Below are 18,696 nucleotides of genomic sequence, written 5' to 3'. Positions count from 1 at the left end.
TCCGTTTGGCGGCTATTGCAGCCACGGCTTCCAGACGGATTCATTCTGCGCAAGCCACTCCTCGGCGGCCTTCTCCGGCCCAATTCCGTCGACATCGCTTCGTGCGACCAGCGCGCCCATCGTCTTCGTGTCTAGTTGGAACTTACGCAAAACCTCATACGCCTTCGGCCATTTGCTCTCGCCGCCGGCCCAAGCCGTCTTCCACATGCGACCCGACGGACGCGCACAGTCGAACCTTTTCTCGTCGTAGCATGCGTCGGTATATTCAGGCCACTTGACGAACTCACCTTCGTACTGCGCCGGCAGCCAATACGGCTCCCAGGTCCATCCAATGATAGGTTGCTTGCGCTTGATAGCCGCCGTGAATTCTGCTGTGAGAGCGGCATCCGAGCCTGCATGTATAATCTCAAAATTCAGACCCAGGGCATCGATTCGCTCTTGGTCGTGGCCACCCCATTCAACTGGACCAGACAGGAAACGAGCTTTGGGATCGGTTTCCGCGGTCGAGAGAGCCTTGATGCAATCCGGATTCTTCAAGGCTGTCCAATCAGGAAGTCCCGGGCAAACGTCCTTTACGTACAACGGGTACCACCAGTCTTCATGAACAGGGATTCCCATATCACCCATGTTCAACACTTTCCCGGTGGCGAACGCCTCCTTTAGAGCTGCCTTCGCAGTCGTATCCCAGCCGGGAGAGCCAATCGTCAAATCCCCCGTTTCAATTCCCGCGAATTGTCCGAGATAATCCGCAGGTGTCCACTCGACGGTGTAGCCCAGCTTTTGCAGCAGCTTCCCGTAAATGAACATGATGATGTTATCACCTGAGTAGCCCATCATCACAAGCTTCAGAGGGTCCTTTGACTCGGGCACCCCAGCCGCGACGGCAGGCAGCGCGCTCATAACAGTCAGGGCACAAGCCGCAACGAAACCCGTCAATCGCTTGGTCTTAGACACCAACTCCACCTCCCAATTTTCTTGTGGCGCCCGTTTAGAGGCATCGGCAGAGCTATCCCAAAAATCGAAACCAATCAATCTTAAAATTGATCGATATCGTTCTTTTTTTATGTCGTATCGTTCGCTTATGTTTCGTATTGCGCATCAAGGACGAAGGCGATATCCAGTTCGCCATGAACAATCAAAGCTATCCCTATCGGCGACAAGAGATTCTGAAGCGTCTCCTGATCGACGGAGCCGTCTCGGTGGACGCACTGTCGAAAGCGTTAGGGGTATCTCTTCCCACAGTCAGGCGAGATCTCGGAAAACTAGAGGACGAAGGTGTTGTCAGGCGAACCCACGGCGGCGCCACCGTCGAGGCCCCTCGGGGTGCGGATCAGGAATTTGCGGTGCGCGAGCAAACTGACGCCGCAGAGAAGAAAGCCATTGCCCAGTCTGCCGTTGACATGGTCGCGCAGGACGCGACGTTGCTAATGAATGATGGGTCAACAGTGCTGGGCATCGCGAGGGAACTCGTCGCGCGGAATCTCAAGGTGACAGTGATAACCCCGGGCGTAAATATCGCAACACTGCTCTCAGAAAGTCCACGCATAAATACATATTTGCTCGGGGGAGTTCTTCGTCACCGAAGTCTAGGAACCTCAGGAACTTTCGCTGAACAGATGCTCAATCAGTTCAACGCTGATCTAGCGTTTATCGCTGCCGAGAGCTTCTCTGCAGAGGCCGGCCTCAGCTATTCATATGAAGCCGATGCGATGATTGCGAGGTTAATGTCTGAGCGCGCCAGAACAACGGTCGTGGTAGCCAACGCTAGAAAACTCGGCGGTCATGACAGGATAACAGCGCTCCCAGCTACTAGTATAAACACTCTCATAACAGGATGCTTAAACCCGGATGTTTTGCAGCCATTTCGGGTTCTCGGAATTGACGTTGTGATCGCAGGGCATCTAACAGAATCGTCCTAGGAGAAAGAGCCCGGTGGGCCTAAAATAAACTGGAGGTGCAACTATGGACGCCATCGCCGCTAAGCCCGGCATAGCAAAGATTTCCTGTTCAAATTTGTGGAAGCTTTATGGCTCAAACGCCGGGGATTTCCTCGCAAATCATAGCGGAAATCCTAGTCCCAAAGAAGTTGCGGCCTCCGGCTACATCTGCGCGGTTCGTGAGGCGTCCCTCGAAATTTACCCCGGCGAAATTTTCGTCATTATGGGGTTGTCGGGGTCAGGGAAATCTACGCTCCTTCGATGTCTCTCTAAATTGATCTCACCGACAGTTGGAAAGGTGGCGGTCGATGGGGTCGACATCCTTTCTCTTAACGAAGCGGAACTGCGATCGTTGAGACGCTCCAAAATGGGCATGGTCTTTCAAAACTTTGCGCTTTTACCCCACGCTACCGTCCTGGAGAATGTGGCGTTTCCTCTTACAATCAAAGGCTGCGACAAGCGCGATCGTCAAGTCGATGCGCAAGCGGTAATCGACTTCGTAGGACTGAAGGGTCGCGAAAATTACTATCCTCGCGAGCTGTCGGGAGGGCAACAGCAGCGAGTAGGTATTGCTAGAGCGCTCACGGCCAAACCGGAAATCCTGTTCATGGATGAGCCATTTTCCGCTCTCGATCCGCTAATCCGGCGAGAGATGCAAGATGAGTTAATTCGCCTGCAGAAGACAATTCAAAAAACTATCGTTATGGTCACGCACGATTTCGATGAAGCTATCCGGCTCGCCGACCGAATTGCGATTATGAGGGACGGCGAAATTATTCAGACTGGTAGTCCTGAGGAATTTATATCTAGGCCAGCAGATGACTACGTCCGGAAATTTACAGGAGATGTGCAGAAGGCGCGGGTGCTCCCGGTCTCAAGTCTCATGAGCGGAGATTTAACCGAATCTCTTCCCACCCTACGGGTCCAGTCAAAATCTCGAATAGTTAATATAGCCGCTGAGCTCCTCGACAATGACAGCGACGCTTTGGTTGTCGACGACCAAGATCAGCCGGTCGGCATTCTCGCGAAGGCTCGCGTCGTGGACGTCTTGTTGAACAGATAGAATTCCAAGCACCCATGCAAAAGCGGCGGTCTGATTCCCTTCAAGAATTGATAAACGCAGCGAGAGCTGCGTTTGAAATTCATGCGACTGACCGTTCGTCACGCCAAGCAATATCATGCGTCTTTTCGGCGCTGGAAAACCCAAGGCCCGAACGGGTGGAGTTCGGATTATCGCTGCCGGCCTGTCAATATCTCAATGAGGTCAGGCTGGCCGAGGACGACGATCCATCACTGCTCCGCCTTTTGACAGCATTTAACGCCATCGAGTCTCGGATTCGATGGCGGCGAGATCCTCCCCAGGAATTCGCAAGCGCCAACTTTATCGACGGTCACGCAAATGCGATGATAATCGGGCCCAATGGCATTGAGGATCGGCACGACGTTTGGCTCGGCGCCTCCATTTTGGGTCCGCACGTTTGCTATCCCGTGCACCAGCATTCACCTGAGGAAGTCTATCTTGCCCTTTCAGAGGGTGAGTTTTGGCATGGTTCAGGAGAATGGTTTGCCCCTGGCATTGGAGGTAGTTTCTACAATCCTCCGTCAATTCAACATGCGATGCGATCCGGTCCTTTGCCCCTGTTAGCCTTCTGGGTGCTCAGATCACAAAAGGGCTCGACGCCCTCTTCTTTGTATATGCCCCACGCGTGATGAAGGCTCCGAAGGCCGGACGAATGGCTATCTGCCGCTATTCCTCATGTCATCGAATGAGTCTCGAATATCTCTCCAGGATAGTACTTCGTCAATCGCGTGTCTGCACTTCGTGCGTGGCCTTCCATGCCTTCTACGCGTGAGATGCGAGCAGTTGCAACTGCGAGGACGCGAGAAGCGGCCCGCGTTGCTCTCTGCCATGTCACCGTTTTCATGAATTTGTGCACCGAGAGGCCGCCAGTATATCGGGCTGCCCTGGAGGTCGGCAGCACATGGTTTGGCCCTGCCGCTTTGTCTCCGAATGCGACGGTAGTCTCCTCGCCAAGGAACAGAGAGCCGTAACAACGGAGTCGCTGCAGCCACCAATCGACGTTCAAGGTCTGTACGTGCAAGTGCTCTGGCGCATAGTCGTCCGCTACATCCGCCATTTCAACGTCGTCCCGACACAAAATGACCTCCGCATGATCTGTCCAAGCAGCATTGGCGTTGCTACGGTTAGGCTCCGGGAGCGTCTCGATGTATTTTGGCGCTAATTCGAGAACTCGTTCAGCTAGGAACCGGTCGGTTGTTACCAACCACACTGGTGAATTGTAACCATGTTCGGCCTGGCCGACCAAATCCCACGTCACGATTTCTGGGTCGGCCAAACTATCGGCGATAATCATACTGTCGGTCGGACCAGCAAACATGTCGATGCCGACCTCGCCAAAAAGCGCACGCTTTGCTTCGGCCACGTACTGGTTGCCGGGGCCTACCAGAATGTCGGATTTCGGAAGACCGAACAGGCCGTTTGCCATCGCCGCAATGCCTTGCACGCCCCCAAGATTCAAGATGCTATCTGCGCCGCAAAGATCCATTGCGAAAATAATTGCGGGGGGGATCCCTATTCCGGGCCTCGGCGGGGAACAGGCTGTTATGCGAGGTACACCGGCCACCTTCGCGGTCGTGATCGTCATTATCGCGCTTGCAATGTGGCTGTACCGGCCGCCCGGAACGTAGCAGCCGGCTGCTGAGACTGGGATGTGCTTTTGCCCAGCGACCAGCCCAGGGATGATCTCGACTTCGCACTCTTTGAGTGTTGACTTCTGAGCTTCAGCGAAGCGCTTGACATTTTCATGGGCAAAACAGATATCGGATCTGAGCTTCTCCGGGACGCTGGCGATGGCCGCTTGCCGGGCCTCTGCGGACAGCAAAATGTCACCGTCCCACTTGTCGAGTTGTTTCGCAAATCGGGTAGCGGCAACTTCTCCGTCCTGACGAATCTCTGCCAAAATCGAATCGACCAAAGAACGGACGTTTGCTTGTCCCGTCTCGGAAGATGGACCCGCCTTTTTGAGATAGATCAAAGATTCAACTCCCTATAATCGCGCCAAATTAGGGCGAAACAGCAGTGAGCTAACGAGCATACGTTTTTATAATCCTACGTGGTCGTTGGCGAACCGGCTTAGCTATGGTCCCGCCCGATAGAGAAATCGACGATTGCCTCCACAAGGCAATCAAGGGTATCGACCGCCAGGACATCCGAAGCACAAGAATCCGCAAGTAGCGAGAATTCGCTGCAGGCGATTAATTGTACCATTGCTCCTCGCTTTAGCAGCTGCTGCGAAGCCGTCGAAATGACTTCGCGTGAGGTCATTGTAACGCCGGCCGATTTGATCCGCTTTATGGTCGCAAGAAGCGCGACTTCGTCGTCTGCGTAAATCGCCTCCATTCCAATTCGTGATAGCGCGGCGTCGAGGAGGCCCAACTTGCGCACTGCAGGCGAGGCCAAAACGCCCACCACGCCTCGGCTACGCTGGAGCTTGACAACTCGCTGGACCGACAAATCAATCATGTTCAGAAACGGCACGCTCACTGCAGAGCAGATAGCCTCTGCATAATGATGAGCAGTGTTGCAGGGCATTGCGATCGCCTCGGCACCAGCTGCTTCCAGCCGAACCGCCATCGCCGAGAGACAGGGGCCCGGATTCGCGTCACCGCCCTCGAGTAGATGAGCGATGCGAGAGGGAACTTGCGAATTTTGATCGACTATCAATGGAACATGATCAGCGTCGTCCTTCGCATCGACAGCGTCTACGATCTTTTGCATTAACAGGATAGTCGCTTCGGGGCCCATGCCCCCTAGGATGCCAACGCGCCTGAGACTCATTGGCATCCGGCCCGAAAAATCTGACTGCCTTTTTCTATGATGAGATGTGCAATTTGATCACAATCTTCCACGCTGAAACTAAGCGGAATGCGCATATCGAATAGGCCGGAAAGGATGCGCTCCGTTGCCGGCAGTTTCTGAGGTGCAATGTATCTCCAGCTGGTATGAGCCGAAGTATATCCCGTCGGCTCCGGGGAACCGAACCACTTTAACTCGACTCCAGAGTCGCCGAGCATCGCAAGGAACTTAACGGCAGTGTCCGAAGCGATGCCGTCGACGAAAAATTGGATGGAAGATCCGACGTACTTTTCAGCGCGGGGTCGCTTGGGAAGTCGGATCCATTCATGGCATTCAAGATGCTCTGCCATTCGATCATAGCGGTGGTTCCAATTATCGATGCTGGTATCGATTTCGGCAAGCTGCGGCCGCAAGATTGCGGCGCGTAGGTTATCCATTCGCGTTGAAAACTGGGGCGTCTCATAACGGGCTTGAAAGAAGCTCGAGCGATCGGGACCAGCGCCGTGCCGGTCATAGAGCATGTATGACCCAGACATCAGTGTCGCGCGCGCCATGAAATCCGGGTCGTCCGAGGTCAAGAGTCCGCCTTCACCTGAATTTAGATGTTTGTACGTTTGTGTACTAAAACAGCCGGCTTGGCCAAAAGCCCCAGACTTCCTACCATTCCAGCTCGACCCCATCGTGTGAGCGCAATCCTCGATCACGACTACATCCGCGGCGCTTGCGATAGCCATCAACCGCTCCATGTCACAGAGATGCCCACGCATATGGGATACCAAGATGTGGCGAGCGCCGCTGGTCCGTATCTTGGCCGACAGATCATCCAGATCCATCACCAAATTCCGATCTATTTCGACCAGTATGGCGTGGGCACCGACCGCAGCGATCGAACCCGGTACCGGGGCAAGGGTGAAGCCATTCGTAAGCACTGCATCGCCGGGGCCAACGCCGGCTGCTCGCAGAGCAATCTGAATTGCCTGGCCACCCGACGCTACCGCCAGGCAGTACCGCGCCCCCTGCCACTCGGCGTATTCATGTTCTAGTGCGGCAGTCTCGGAAATCTCATTCGGAGCCGTGTTATATCGATGCAATCGTCCAGACCGAAGAACCGAAACGGCAGCCTCAATAGCGGCCTCCGGCAAGGGCTGTTGCTGCGTGAAATTCCCCGTGAACACCTTCTCGGCCATCGTTTAGCCTTTAGCTATCGAAGTTTCGCCCTCGGCAAAGGCTTTGTCGTAACCGAACAACGCAGATGATCCTCCCGTGTGAAGAAAGACGATCCGCTGCCCGGACTTGAAGCGACCTTTTCGACAGTAATCGATCAATCCGGCTGCCCCTTTTCCCGAATAAACGGGGTCCAAGAGAATACCTTCGAGTTCGGCAAACATACGAATAGCCTCCAATGTATCATGCCGCGGGACACCGTACCCGTCGCCGACGTAGTCGCTGTCGGCTACTATATCAGACCGCTGAACGACATCAGGACACCCTAGCTTCGCCGCCGTCTGTAAGGCCACGTTGAACACGCTTTGCTCTTGTCTTTCCTTTGGGGCTCGGACACTGAAGCCGAGGAGAGGTACCTTTGCGTTAATCGCCTTTAGCCCAACGATAAGGCCGGCCTGAGTTCCAGCGCTACCGGTAGCCGTTATCAACTGATCGATTACGATGCCGCTATTATTGGCTTGGCCGATCAGTTCAAAAGCGCAGTTGGCATAGCCAAGCGCCCCCGTGGCATTCGATCCTCCACCAGGGATGGTGTACACCCTGCGGCCATCTCGACGAAGGCTTTCGGCGACGGCTTCCATTTCGGCGTTCATGTCAAGACCGGCGGGCCGTCGCTCGAGGGTCGCCCCATGGAGTCCATCAAGTAGAACGTTGCCGTTGTGATTGTAATTGGGATCGACCGAACCCATTCGATCTTCGAGCAAAATATGGCATTTCATCCCTAACTTCGCTGCAAAGGCAGCCGTCTGCCGTGCATGGTTTGATTGAATTGCGCCTTGTGTCATGACGACCTCGGCCTTCCTCGCCTCCGCCTCGGCCATTAGGAATTCCAATTTTCTAGTCTTGTTACCCCCGGTGGATAATCCGGTGCAGTCGTCCCTCTTAACCCAGATTTCGGGGCCGCCAAGCTCTTTGGCCAGCCTGTCAAGCCGCTCAAGGGGTGTCGGCAAATGGGCGAGGAACAGACGTGGAAAGCGAGCCAGGTGCATTGAACGACCTTTCATCAATTTGCAGAATGAGACTGAAACAGAACCAGATGCCAGATTGCAAATGCGAAATATTCGCATTAAATTGCGATTTTTGCATGATAGGTGGAACCGATGCGCTTGGAATGGCTAGAAGACATTCTGGTTGTGGCGGAAACCGGATCATTTAGTGAAGCTGCCGAGCGGCGGCGTCTTACCCAGTCAGCATTTTCGCGGCGAATTCAGAACATAGAGCATTATGTCGGCGTAGAGTTGTTTGACCGAAGCCGGAAACCCATCCAACTGCGTGACACAACCCACGAACATCGTGATCGAATTGTTCAGATGGTCGGCATGCTAAAACAACTGTTGGTCGATCTCAGACGAACTGATCGAATGGCGCGCAACACTTTGGTTATATCCAGCCAGCACGCCCTTACTGCAAGCCTTACCTCTTCTTTCGTTGAAAAAGCTCACACGTACGAAAAGGACATTTATCTTCGCCTCCGATCTGCAAATCTCGGCGAATGTATCGGTCATCTTCTCTCTCGTGAAGCTGACATCGCCATCATCTATAAGTTGCCGAACGAAGACCTACCGATAAGTGGGATATATATAGAAAGCGAGATCATTGCACAGGACCGCCTTATCCCGGTAATTGCGCCAGCGGCGAGGCCGCGCCTGGACGACAGCCTCAGCAAAGGGGAGATCCCCATTGTCGCGTATCCGTCTGAGGTGTTTCTGGGTGAAGTCATGGCACGTAAGGTACTGCCGATGGTGAACGCCCTGCCCGTTCCGAAAGCAGAGACCGCTTTGACTTTGGCTTCTATCGAAATGGCCTCCTCAGGGTTGGCAGTCGCCTGGGTTCCAGAAAGCTTAGCGCGAGAGAGGATGACTGCCGGAAAGCTTTGTGACATCTCGGACCAGTTACCGTCGTGTCCTATGGACATAGTTGCGGTGCGCCTTGCCGGCGCGACTAGCTCTGTCGAAAATGCGTTTTGGTTACGACTGCTGGGCTCGACAACTGCGTCTAAGATCGGCGATGAGTCCGTCGGACCCTATTTCACTGACAAGGGTGATTATTACGAGAGCTAGGTCGAGCAGAACTAAGTAAGTCGCTTATTAGCGTTTCGGTGTCGACACACGCCGAAGGGCGCTTGGCGAAATGTCGAATTGATCTCTGAAACGTTTGGTAAAATGGGATGGAGTTTCAAAACCACAGGCAACAGCTACCTCGATAATCGGCAGACTTGTATATCTTACCATCTGTCTAGCTCTCTCAAGTCTCAGCGTAGTGTAGTATTGCCATGGGGTGGCGCCGACATGACGCCGAAACATACGCTCTATCTGCCGGCGCGACAATTGAACTTTCTGAGCAAGCTCATCTATTCTAAGTTTCTCGTCTGCGTGACGTTCCATTAGGCCGACGACTTTCATGAGTTTGTCACTCGCTTCTCGAGTACCCAGTCCTGGCGGTGCTGTCTGCCTCTGCTCTCCCGAGCGCGACTGATCCGCAACCGCGAGCGAGCGAACCTCTCGAGCCAATTCGGGACCCAATTCATTGGTAATTAGGTCAATCGCAAAATCAAACGTGGAAAGCTCTCCCGCACAGGTCGTCAGCGACCCTTTCGTGACGAACAGGGCGTTCTGAACATTAATCCGGCCATAGCTTTCAGCAAGGACTGCTATCTGCGGCCAATGCACGGTGCATTCGCCTTCGGTTAGAAGACCTGCATGTGCCAGCACAAAGGTCGCCGTTCCGATCGCAACGATCGGCACCTGAATTCTAGTACAGTACCTGATTAGTCGAAGGAGGGTCGCATCGATGTGGTTATGTACTCCTTCACCGGTGCAAAGAACGAGCCTCCGCGGCTTAACGCCTAAACCGATCCTCTTACTCTCGTCTTCAATCGAATTTGCGACCGAGACTTGAAAGCCGCTCGAGGATGTCACCCCTTGTCCATCCGAGCTTACAAATCGCCACTTGAACTGCTCGCGCAGAAGGATCTTATTAGCAATATATAGTGGCTCAATTAGTGCGGATAGACTCAGATTTGAGAACCCAGGAGAAAGCACCAGCACGTATTCAGAGCAATCTGAGGCATCTCTCTTGCTAGAATTGCTTTCCATTTTGCTTGTAGCCATTTTATCCAACGATAGCAACGTTGACCTCAACCCAGACGCGCAGAAATGTGCAGCGAATTTTATTGTCTCACGAGGCGATTTTCAGCGTCGTAGAGCAAGGCATCTGACACTGTCGCGGGACATACCCTCCCAACGATCTCAACGCCGACCTTTGTTCTTATTGCCGAAAATTTCGGGTCGACAAATCCCATCGCCAGATTCTTGCTAATACGGTGTCCGAATGCAGCCGATGTAACCGTTCCGATTACCCGATCATTGGCGACGATTGAGTCACCTGGTTGCGCCGTTCCCAACGCACCGTGGATTATCATTGAGACAAAACGTTTGCGGGGACGTTCCTTTTGCTTACTCATCAATGCGTCCTTTCCAACAAACTCCTTCCGCAAATCGACAAACCGCTCCAAGCCGCTCTCAAACGGGTCGTACTCCGTTATTAAATCAGCCTTCCAGTGTCGGTAACCTTTTTCCAACCGCATCGATTCAGTCGCATAGCTCCCGAATGGCCGAATTCCGAAGTCTGCGCCAGCTTCCCATATTGCCGAGAACGCCCGCTGTAGCTGAGCGTTTGGTACATGTAACTCCCACGCTAACTCGCCCGAAAACGAAACTGACATAGCAACGGCCTCGGCCGTCCCTATCGTCGTTCTCCGGACTGAGAGCCAAGGAAAGCCATCTTTGGACCAATCGGTGCGGGGCGCCGCGAGTGCCAAAACCTCACGCGATTTTGGCCCGGCCACCACGAGAATGGTGTAGTCATTGGTTAAGCTGGTGATCTGCACTGAGCCGTCGGTGGGCAATCGAGCCGCAAGCCAGTCCATATCGTGGTATTCCGCTGCCGCGGCTGATCCATACCAGATCTTGCCGCCCGGTAGGTTTGCAATAGTTGCCTCTCCCTTGACGTTGCCCTGATCATTCAGGAAATAGCAGAGGCCCACCTTCCCTTCCTTGCGATTTAGTCGCGAGCAGACAATTTCATCCAGCCAATCCACGCAATTCTGACCGGTGATTTCATAACGGTTGAACCCCGACACCTCCATGATACCCACGGCCGAACGTACCGTCTCGACTTCGGATGCCACGATATCGAACGTGTTGTTAAATCTGAACGAGTGATTTTCGCTGAAGGATGAAGAAGGCTTGAAGAATGCCGCCCGCTCCCACCCATTTACCACACCGAAGTCTGCGTTCATGTCTGCAAGCCTCTGCGTAAGTGGAGTAGTCTTGGCCGGCCGACCAGCCGGCCGGTGTTCATGCGGCATATGAAAGCGAAATTCGTTTTGATAATCCTCGATTGCCTTTAGGGCTGTGTATTCCACATTTGCATAACGGGAAAACCGCCTCGGATCGATGCACCACGTATCGTAGCACGCTTCTCCATGAGCAATGATCTGCGCCAGAAGCCAGCCATGACCGCCGCCCTCGCCAAGACCTGCGCGGAGTCCAACAATGCAATAAGCGTTTCGCTTCCCCGGGATGCGGCCAACCAAGGGCAAACCATCCGGCGTGTAAGTGATTGGGCCGTTGACAACGGAGTGGACCCCCACGCTCGATAGACACGGCAATCTATTGAATGCCCCTTCCATCACATCAATAACCCGATCGAGGTCGTCGGGGCACAATGCCATGCTGAAGTCTGGATCAATGCCATTGAGACCCCAGGTTTTGCATTGTTGCTCGTAGAAGCCGACCAATAAGCCCTGCTTCTCCTGCCTGGAGTAAAAGTCATCGGTGGGACAGCGTATAAGCGGGACCCGGAATCCGAGGTCTCGAAGCTCGGCGACCGGCTCCGTGAGCATGTACTGATGCTCCATTGACGTTACCGGAAACTCCACTTCCATCATGGCGCCCAATTCGTTGCAACGATAGCCGCCAGCGTTCACGATTGCCTCGCAGTGGATGTCACCGTTCCTTGTGCGAACGATCCATGTATGGTCTGGCTTTTGAATGACACCAAGCACTGGGTTGAAACGATAGATTTCCGCGCCCGCTTTGCGCGCCCTGCGCGCTAAGGCCTGACAGAGCTGAGCTGGATCGATGTCACCATCGAGGGGATCCCACAGAGCTCCCAGAAGACCCTGGGTAGAAATGAGTGGGTGGCGACGCTGGCACTCGGCTGCATCGATAAACTCAAACTCAACTTCCATGCCCCTAGCCTGGCTAATGAAGTGTCGATAACCATCGACATGATCCTGTGTAGATGCGAGCCGAATTCCGCCGGTAGCATGATGATAGTTGATCGGGTATTCAGGGTCGTCCGCGAGCTCCTTGTAGAGCCGGATGGAGTGGCTCTTGAGGCCAACCATCGTCTGAGTACCACCAAAATTGGTGACCTGGGCGGCTGAGTGCCAAGTCGTGCCAGAGGTAAGCTCATCGCGCTCGACAAGTACGCAATCTGAGATCCCCTCCTTCGTGAGATGATAAAGCGTTGAGCATCCTCCAATGCCTCCGCCAACAACGACCACCTGTGTATGGGATTTCATATGGCTTCCTGATCCTCCGAAGGCCAACGCCTTCACGTTGCGACTGTTGCTCCAGAGAGCCGCTCGACGCCAGTCTGTTTTCCCTTCTTCAGAACTTCGAAACGAGCAGTTTCAGACTTCTAAAATCGCCCTGGGCGTCCTAGGTTTGTACGGTGATGGGGCTTGCGCAGGGGCACGGCGCTAGGGAGCAGCGCATGCCAGCACGTGAGCATATTGCAAAGGACCGATCCCAATCGTGAAAGGGCGAAGCAACTATGGATCTCAAAGCCCGCTCATCCTCGAAAGAGGCCGAGTCTTCAGTCGATCCGAAATCTGGACTGAGTTTTCGGAGCTTGCAGGTCTTTGTCGCCGTGGAAGAGACAGGTTCTATCGGAGCAGCAGCCGCACAGATTGGTGGCAGCCCATCTGGAGTATCGCAGCAAATTTCGAACCTAGAGACCGTGTTAGGGTCGAAGCTCTTCGATAGACGCACGCGGCCTGTGACTTTGACGCCGGCCGGTCAAATCCTTCGGGTACACGCTCACCGTATACTCGAGTCCGTTGCGGATGCGCGCGCCGAGCTGGCCGAGCTCAAGCTCTCTAATCTGCCACAGCTGAAACTGGCGGTGATAGACGATCTAGATGCGTCACTGACGCCCGTCCTAGTAGACAACTTGCAGACAAGGTTTAGCAATTGTTTTGTTAACGTGTACTCAGGCCATTCAGATTCAATTACGAGACGACTTGTCGACCGCGAAGCGGACATCGGCGTCTCTGTCGTTCTGCCTACAGACAGCTCCCGGTTTCAGCTAATTCCACTTCTACGGGAGCCATTCGTTCTGATAGTCGCCAAAGATATGATCGATTCAAAACTGGACCTACGCGAGCAGCTGCTGAGTCTGCCTTTCGTTCAGTACTCGGAGACGATGCCTATCGGGCGCATCGTGGCGCAGCAAATGAAGCGCTTGCGGTTCAAGATCCGTAACCGGTATGCATTCGAGGCATCCCGCTCCGTGTTGGCGATGGTCGTCAAAGCGAAAGGCTGGGCATTGGCCACGCCTCTAAACATTTTGGATGCGGAGCGCTTCCTGCCGGATGTCGATATTATGACAATGCCGTTTCCCGCGTTTTCTCGCGAGATTTATCTCGTGGCCCGTAGCGGCGAACTTGGCCATTTACCCCAACAGCTTGCCGATGACTGCCGCCAACTATTTCGCGACCACCTATTGCCTCGGTTCTCGGCGATTGCGCCAAGGGCTCTGCCACCTATTCAGATTATGGAGGAGTAATTCCATCCCTCCGGTGAGGGCCGCCTTGTAGGGAACGCCGGCGGCTGGGTGATCGCCTCGCACTGCCGACACGAGAACTTCTCGCGCACCGTCTGGATGACCTTCCATTGGCGCGGAATACCAGCGCGTTCGCTCTGTCGATTCCGCGGCTGGTGTTGGCCGAACTTCTCGAACCGCGAACAGCGCAATGGCTTTGGCCGCCAAAGGCCGTTCCACGTCACTTCCCGTGGCCGGTTCGGAGCACCGCAACTCGGGGCATGTGCCCATACACGCCACCGTCGTAGCCGAGCTACGGTGCTATCTGGCGGTTCGGGCGCGTCATGGTGCGCTTACCGAGGACACACCCCTATTCTGTCTCCGGCGAGCGGATTCATCGCCCATCGGCAGATCAATAAGGTCTTCCAGAAGCTTCGAACAACCTTGGTTGGACCGCACAGGGCGGCCATGGCGCGGTGCGCATTCACGACCTGCGCCACACTTGGGCGCCGATATCGACAACGCCATGGCGGCGCTCTCGACCTATGTCGGCCACGCCAAGATCTCCGATACTATTGCGTGATCACTGTCGATCCACGAAAGCAGTTGGCTTCTGGATGGCTATTCGCCGTACCGGTGCTCCAGCGCGCTGGCAATTCGCTCGCAAAGCAATTCTGAGGTCACGACTGTGAGGTGGAGACGGAGGCGAACTCCGTGTGTATCAACTAGGGTAGTGACAATACCACGATCAGAGTACTCGGCGAGGTCGAGAACATCGTCGAGGATAAAGTCTGGTATTTCACGAAGCCTCTTAGGGCGCTCATCTCCCAGTTTCTCCTCCCAAATTGGTGGCTTTCCGGGCAGGTCGAGTCTAACTCGCTGGAATTCGGCGTAGCTCTCGGCAACGGCTCGAGACTTGAATGAATGGCGAGTTACTTTGCCATTTTCGATGACCTGAACAATCCATTGGCCGTCGACATTTTTCAAACGCACGTCATTCGGTTCTCCGGCAACCATATTCGCGACCCGATTCAGCAATCAAGAATGAGCCACCAGAGTAGAAGTCCAACCCTGGTGTGTCGCTGTGTAGACAAACAACTTCCCCAACGTGATGTTCGAACGGATTTTCTTAGAGCATGTCGTCGCCAAACGATGGCCATTCCATTCAGCCAGAATGCTCCACGCTCCCCACGCAAACCTATCGTCGTCTACACCGAAGACCGCATCGACAACCTCGGAATATCGTCGAGAGCTGGGGGCTGCTGGTCACGCACCGCGGAACGCTAGCCGCAGAGAAAACCATCGCCCGAAATCACGTCTCCGCGGCCCTTGCCGAATGGTTACAATTCCTGAGCCCTTGGATGATCTGCTGGACCGCGTCCAGACACAAATAGGAGGCAAGCCGTTGAGGTACTCCTCGCCAGCGCCTCGTGGGTGGACACGAGGCGCTGGCTGCCTTCTGTCGGCAATTCGCGACGGCTGCCCTTACTCTGACGCCAACCGCCGCAGGAACGCCGGATCGCCAACCGGATTCGGCTCTTCGAGAGTCAATGTGACAGAGTCTATACGCCCTCCCCTGAGCTTGCTCTCCCGCTCAAAGTACCGAGGGCTTACCGGTGTGCCGAGATCTACCCCAATGTCAGTGGTCTCATAACAAGAGAATATGAAGGGCGCCGTCTTTTCCAGGCGGCCCTCGCTAACCGGGCCACCATTGCAGCTTATCTGGACACGAGCCCCCTGACCCAGGCCCCCGCCGTCATAGTCGAACGCTATCAACACGCTGTGCCGTCCAGGCCCAAGTGCGTCTGAACATCGGACATCTGTGATATTCAAGCCGAAATAGTTGTAGGTGTAAGTTGGAACCCCGTCTACCAAGTGTAGGACCCATCCACCGAACCGACCGCCTTGCGCTATTATGACCCCGTCACTCGCCCCAGTAGTGAGCGTGATTTCCGCAGAGATGTGGTGCGAGGCGTTTTTGACGTTCAAGATGGAATCTTCCGTCAATCTCGTCATGCCTTCATAGAACACCATTGATGTTCTGCCGTTCAACGGATCTGGCCGGTTCGCAATGGTTTTGTTCATCAACTCTTCGGCGCGGTCGTCCAAAGGAAATACATTGTTGCGAGACGCTTCCATGACAAATAACTGCTGTAGCTCACGCAACTTTTCCGGATGCTGCTCTGCTACATCGTGAGCTTGGGACCAATCGTTTGACAGGTCATATAGCTGCCACTTCTCATCCAGATATTTTCCGCCTTTTGAAATGTGTGGTGCCCAAGGCGCAAAATGCATAGCCGAAGCAATCCAGCCATCGTGATAGATTGATCTATTCCCGAGGATCTCGAAATACTGGGTCTTACGGCGGTCCGATGCGTCTCCATCGTTCATTGAATAGGCGAGGCTGATTCCGTCCATCCTCTGCTGAGTAACTCCGTGCACAGCATGTGGTACAGGCAGTCCTGCAATCTCGAGGATGGTAGGAACTATGTCCGTGACATGGTGCCACTGTTGGCGGATGTCGCCGGGCCTTTCGATACCTTTAGGCCAATGAACTATCATGCCATCACGAGTGCACCCGAAATGGGATGGTACTTGCTTGGCCCATTGATAGGGAGTGTTCATCGCCAACGCCCAGCCGGCCGGGTATTGAGGGTATGAATCTGGACCTCCAATGGTTTCCATATGCTCGAGCATAAAGTCCACAGAATCATCGATCCCGCTGTAACTCCGCTCCATATTGAGAGTGCCGAACGGCCGACCTTCCGCCGAAGCCCCGTTGTCGCCCAGAATGTAAACGATGAAGGTATTGTCGAGTAACTTCAATCTGTCGAGCGCATCCACCACTTTGCCTATCTGAGTGTCAACGTGCTCCGCAGTGCCGGCGTATGTTTCCATAAACCGCTCGGATAGCAACTTTTGGTCTTGCGTGAGTTCATGCCAGTGTGGAAAGCCCTCGACCCAAGGTGCGAGGTCAGCATCTTCCGGAATCACGCCGATTTCCTTCTGGCGAGCAAGGGTCATTTCTCGCTGCTTAGTATAGCCGTGGGCGAACTTGCCTTTATATTTTTTAGGGAACTCTGGCGGAACGTGGAGCGGAGCGTGCGTGGCGGCCATGGGGAGGTACATGAAGAAGGGTTTATCGGGGCTATAGCTCTGCTGCATCTCAAGCCAGTTCACCGCCCTTTCACAGACGTCTTCGCTGAGATGATATCTCCCATCAGTTGAGACCGGTTCAACTGGCGTGGTTCCATCATACAACAATGGCTGCCAGTGGTTCATTTCCGGCCCGATAAAGCCGTAGAACTTCTCAAAGCCTTCACCAGTTGGCCATCTCTCGAAGGGGCCAATCGGGCTGACCTCCCAAAGAGGGGTCTGGTGCATTTTTCCGAACGCAGCGGTGTTATATCCATTCAATCGAAGTATCTCGGCGATCGGCGCTGCCGAAGCCGGCCGAATAGAATCATTTCCTGGATGACTTGTGCAAAACTCGCAAACATTACCCATGCCGACTGCGTGATGGTTGCGGCCGGTCATCAGCGACTGTCGGGTAGGCGAGCACATTGGATTAACGTGGAATCTTGAATAGCGAAGACCGCCCTTAGCGAGTCTATTTGCCGTTGGCATTTCGCAGGGACCCCCGAAAGCGCTAGAGGCGCCAAAACCCATGTCATCTAACAAAATGACGACCACGTTTGGTGCTCCCTTGGGAGCAGTAGGACCTGGTGCTGCTGCTTCAGTCGCGGGGCAATCCCTGGCATCCTCATGGATTGATGGACGGGGCGGGAAGTCGGCAATAGGGAGCGTATGGCGCGATCGGTTTGACATGTTTATTTCCTTTTTTGCGATTAGATGGCTACGGTTCTAAAACCGATGTTCGCAGAGGCGCTTTCGGGGGTGTTTTTCGAACGCGCAGAGTTCCTATACCTGTTGCAATACGAATTGTTACAAAGGTACGAACCTCCTCGCATTGCTCTATACTGCCCGCTCTTTGGCCCTATTGGATTTTCTCTTGGTGACTGCTGGTAGTATGCAGCATCCCACCAGTCTGAACACCATTCCCAAACGTTTCCGATCATCTGCCAAAGACCGTAACCGTTTGGTTGGTAAGACCGCACTGGTGCTGTTGTTAGGAAGCCATCTTCGAGCGTGTTATTCTTCGGAAACTGACCCTGCCAAATATTCATCGCTGGGAGCCGGTCCTCAAACTCCTCTGCGTCTCCCCACGGGAACCGCTTGTCAGGAAGCCCTCCGCGGCAGGCCGCTTCCCATTGGGCCTCCGTCGGCAAAGATCGCCTCGCCCAGTCACAATATGCTACTGCATCGCTCCAACTGACATGAACTACAGGGTGATCACCCAACCCACTAAGGTCGGACTCTGGGCCGTGAGGACAGCGCCAACAGGCTCCATCCACTTCTAGCCACCAAGGCGCTTGGGCCACTCGGCCCCGCATAGACCGCTGGTGGCCCTTGAAGGCCATATAGAACACGAATGATGAGCCGAACCTTTCGGCATCGGTTCGATAGTCCGTGTCTGCAACGAACAGAGCAAACTGTTCATTGGTGACAGCCGTAGCATCCAGTTCGAAAGCATCCAGACTTACGCTGTGGCAGGGCAGCTCCCCGTCCGCATCAAGGCCATCACCGCAGGAATCGCCCATTGAAAAGACCTGGGCAGGGATCTGCACCTGTTCTATATCGTGCATTCCGGCCTTCTGACAAAAATCGGTCGTCCCAGGCCGCTGGTCTTCAACAACCTTTCCGACTTGAGGCGCACAGCAGGTCAAGGGGCTACTCACCTTCCACTACTTTTGGTCAAAGGGT

The 18,696-nt window shown here is 54.3% G+C and carries 14 protein-coding genes and 1 pseudogene; 5 read left to right on the top strand and 10 right to left on the bottom strand.

The genetic code is table 11. From position 1 onward, the window contains the following. Positions 1-12 precede the first annotated feature (12 nt). Positions 13-954, bottom strand: a complete 942-nt coding sequence (locus EN857_RS11555) for an ABC transporter substrate-binding protein (protein WP_245511290.1) — start codon at positions 952-954, stop codon at positions 13-15. An 86-nt stretch (positions 955-1,040) separates the two neighbouring features. Between EN857_RS11555 and EN857_RS11550 the strand changes: the two genes are divergently transcribed. From EN857_RS11550 to EN857_RS11540, 3 genes are read left to right on the top strand one after another with little or no spacing between them, the layout of a single operon-like run. Then, positions 1,041-1,919 carry a DeoR/GlpR family DNA-binding transcription regulator gene (locus EN857_RS11550; protein ID WP_135858602.1) on the top strand — a complete coding sequence of 293 codons (879 nt, stop codon included), beginning with the start codon at positions 1,041-1,043 and terminating at the stop codon, positions 1,917-1,919. Between the two features lie 43 nt (positions 1,920-1,962). Beyond that, positions 1,963-3,000 (top strand): betaine/proline/choline family ABC transporter ATP-binding protein, encoded by a 1,038-nt coding sequence (locus tag EN857_RS11545; RefSeq protein WP_135858600.1) that lies wholly within the window; start codon positions 1,963-1,965, stop codon positions 2,998-3,000. 14 nt (positions 3,001-3,014) lie between these two features. Then, positions 3,015-3,647 carry a dimethylsulfonioproprionate lyase family protein gene (locus EN857_RS11540; RefSeq protein WP_135858598.1) on the top strand — a complete coding sequence of 211 codons (633 nt, stop codon included), beginning with the start codon at positions 3,015-3,017 and terminating at the stop codon, positions 3,645-3,647. 44 nt (positions 3,648-3,691) lie between these two features. Here the strand turns inward: EN857_RS11540 and hisD are convergent, their stop codons facing one another. The 4 genes from hisD to EN857_RS11520 form a co-directional block, all read right to left on the bottom strand. After that, positions 3,692-4,993, bottom strand: coding sequence for a histidinol dehydrogenase (gene hisD, locus EN857_RS11535; protein ID WP_135858596.1), 1,302 nt, complete (start codon positions 4,991-4,993; stop codon positions 3,692-3,694). Positions 4,994-5,091: 98 nt separating this feature from the next. Beyond that, positions 5,092-5,796, bottom strand: coding sequence for an amino acid racemase (locus EN857_RS11530; protein WP_281035919.1), 705 nt, complete (start codon positions 5,794-5,796; stop codon positions 5,092-5,094). After that, complete coding sequence (locus EN857_RS11525) at positions 5,793-7,001, bottom strand: DegT/DnrJ/EryC1/StrS family aminotransferase (protein WP_135858591.1); 1,209 nt, start codon at positions 6,999-7,001, stop codon at positions 5,793-5,795. Before EN857_RS11525 ends, EN857_RS11530 begins: the two co-directional genes overlap by 4 nt. Positions 7,002-7,004: 3 nt before the next feature. After that, a complete protein-coding gene (locus tag EN857_RS11520; RefSeq protein ID WP_135858589.1) occupies positions 7,005-8,027 on the bottom strand; it encodes a D-cysteine desulfhydrase in 1,023 nt (340 codons plus the stop codon). Positions 8,028-8,138: 111 nt separating this feature from the next. Between EN857_RS11520 and EN857_RS11515 the strand changes: the two genes are divergently transcribed. After that, positions 8,139-9,098 carry a LysR family transcriptional regulator gene (locus EN857_RS11515; protein ID WP_135858587.1) on the top strand — a complete coding sequence of 320 codons (960 nt, stop codon included), beginning with the start codon at positions 8,139-8,141 and terminating at the stop codon, positions 9,096-9,098. Between the two features lie 27 nt (positions 9,099-9,125). On the opposite strand, the gene EN857_RS11510 is transcribed toward EN857_RS11515, so the two are convergent. Both EN857_RS11510 and EN857_RS11505 read right to left on the bottom strand, forming a co-directional pair. Continuing rightward, positions 9,126-10,148, bottom strand: a complete 1,023-nt coding sequence (locus EN857_RS11510; protein WP_135858585.1) for a GlxA family transcriptional regulator — start codon at positions 10,146-10,148, stop codon at positions 9,126-9,128. A gap of 59 nt (positions 10,149-10,207) precedes the next feature. Further along, the gene (locus tag EN857_RS11505; RefSeq protein ID WP_135858583.1) at positions 10,208-12,628 is read right to left on the bottom strand and encodes an FAD-dependent oxidoreductase; all 2,421 of its coding nucleotides are present in this window, start codon (positions 12,626-12,628) and stop codon (positions 10,208-10,210) included. 254 nt (positions 12,629-12,882) lie between these two features. Here EN857_RS11505 and EN857_RS11500 point away from each other — a divergent pair, with 254 nt between their 5' ends. Next, the gene (locus EN857_RS11500; RefSeq protein WP_135858581.1) at positions 12,883-13,896 is read left to right on the top strand and encodes a LysR family transcriptional regulator; all 1,014 of its coding nucleotides are present in this window, start codon (positions 12,883-12,885) and stop codon (positions 13,894-13,896) included. A gap of 35 nt (positions 13,897-13,931) precedes the next feature. Here the strand turns inward: EN857_RS11500 and EN857_RS36300 are convergent. From EN857_RS36300 to EN857_RS11485, 3 genes and pseudogenes are all read right to left on the bottom strand, one after another. Continuing rightward, positions 13,932-14,015, bottom strand: a pseudogene (locus tag EN857_RS36300) (IS66 family transposase zinc-finger binding domain-containing protein); the annotation flags it as partial. Between the two features lie 478 nt (positions 14,016-14,493). Next, the gene (locus EN857_RS34665; protein ID WP_189521641.1) at positions 14,494-14,865 is read right to left on the bottom strand and encodes a hypothetical protein; all 372 of its coding nucleotides are present in this window, start codon (positions 14,863-14,865) and stop codon (positions 14,494-14,496) included. A gap of 492 nt (positions 14,866-15,357) precedes the next feature. Then, positions 15,358-17,700 (bottom strand): arylsulfatase, encoded by a 2,343-nt coding sequence (locus tag EN857_RS11485; RefSeq protein ID WP_135858578.1) that lies wholly within the window; start codon positions 17,698-17,700, stop codon positions 15,358-15,360. Positions 17,701-18,696 lie beyond the last annotated feature (996 nt).

This window comes from Mesorhizobium sp. M4B.F.Ca.ET.214.01.1.1, assembly GCF_004791545.1.
Lineage (GTDB): Bacteria > Pseudomonadota > Alphaproteobacteria > Rhizobiales > Rhizobiaceae > Mesorhizobium > Mesorhizobium abyssinicae.
This window is presented reverse-complemented; position numbering and strand designations above follow the sequence as displayed.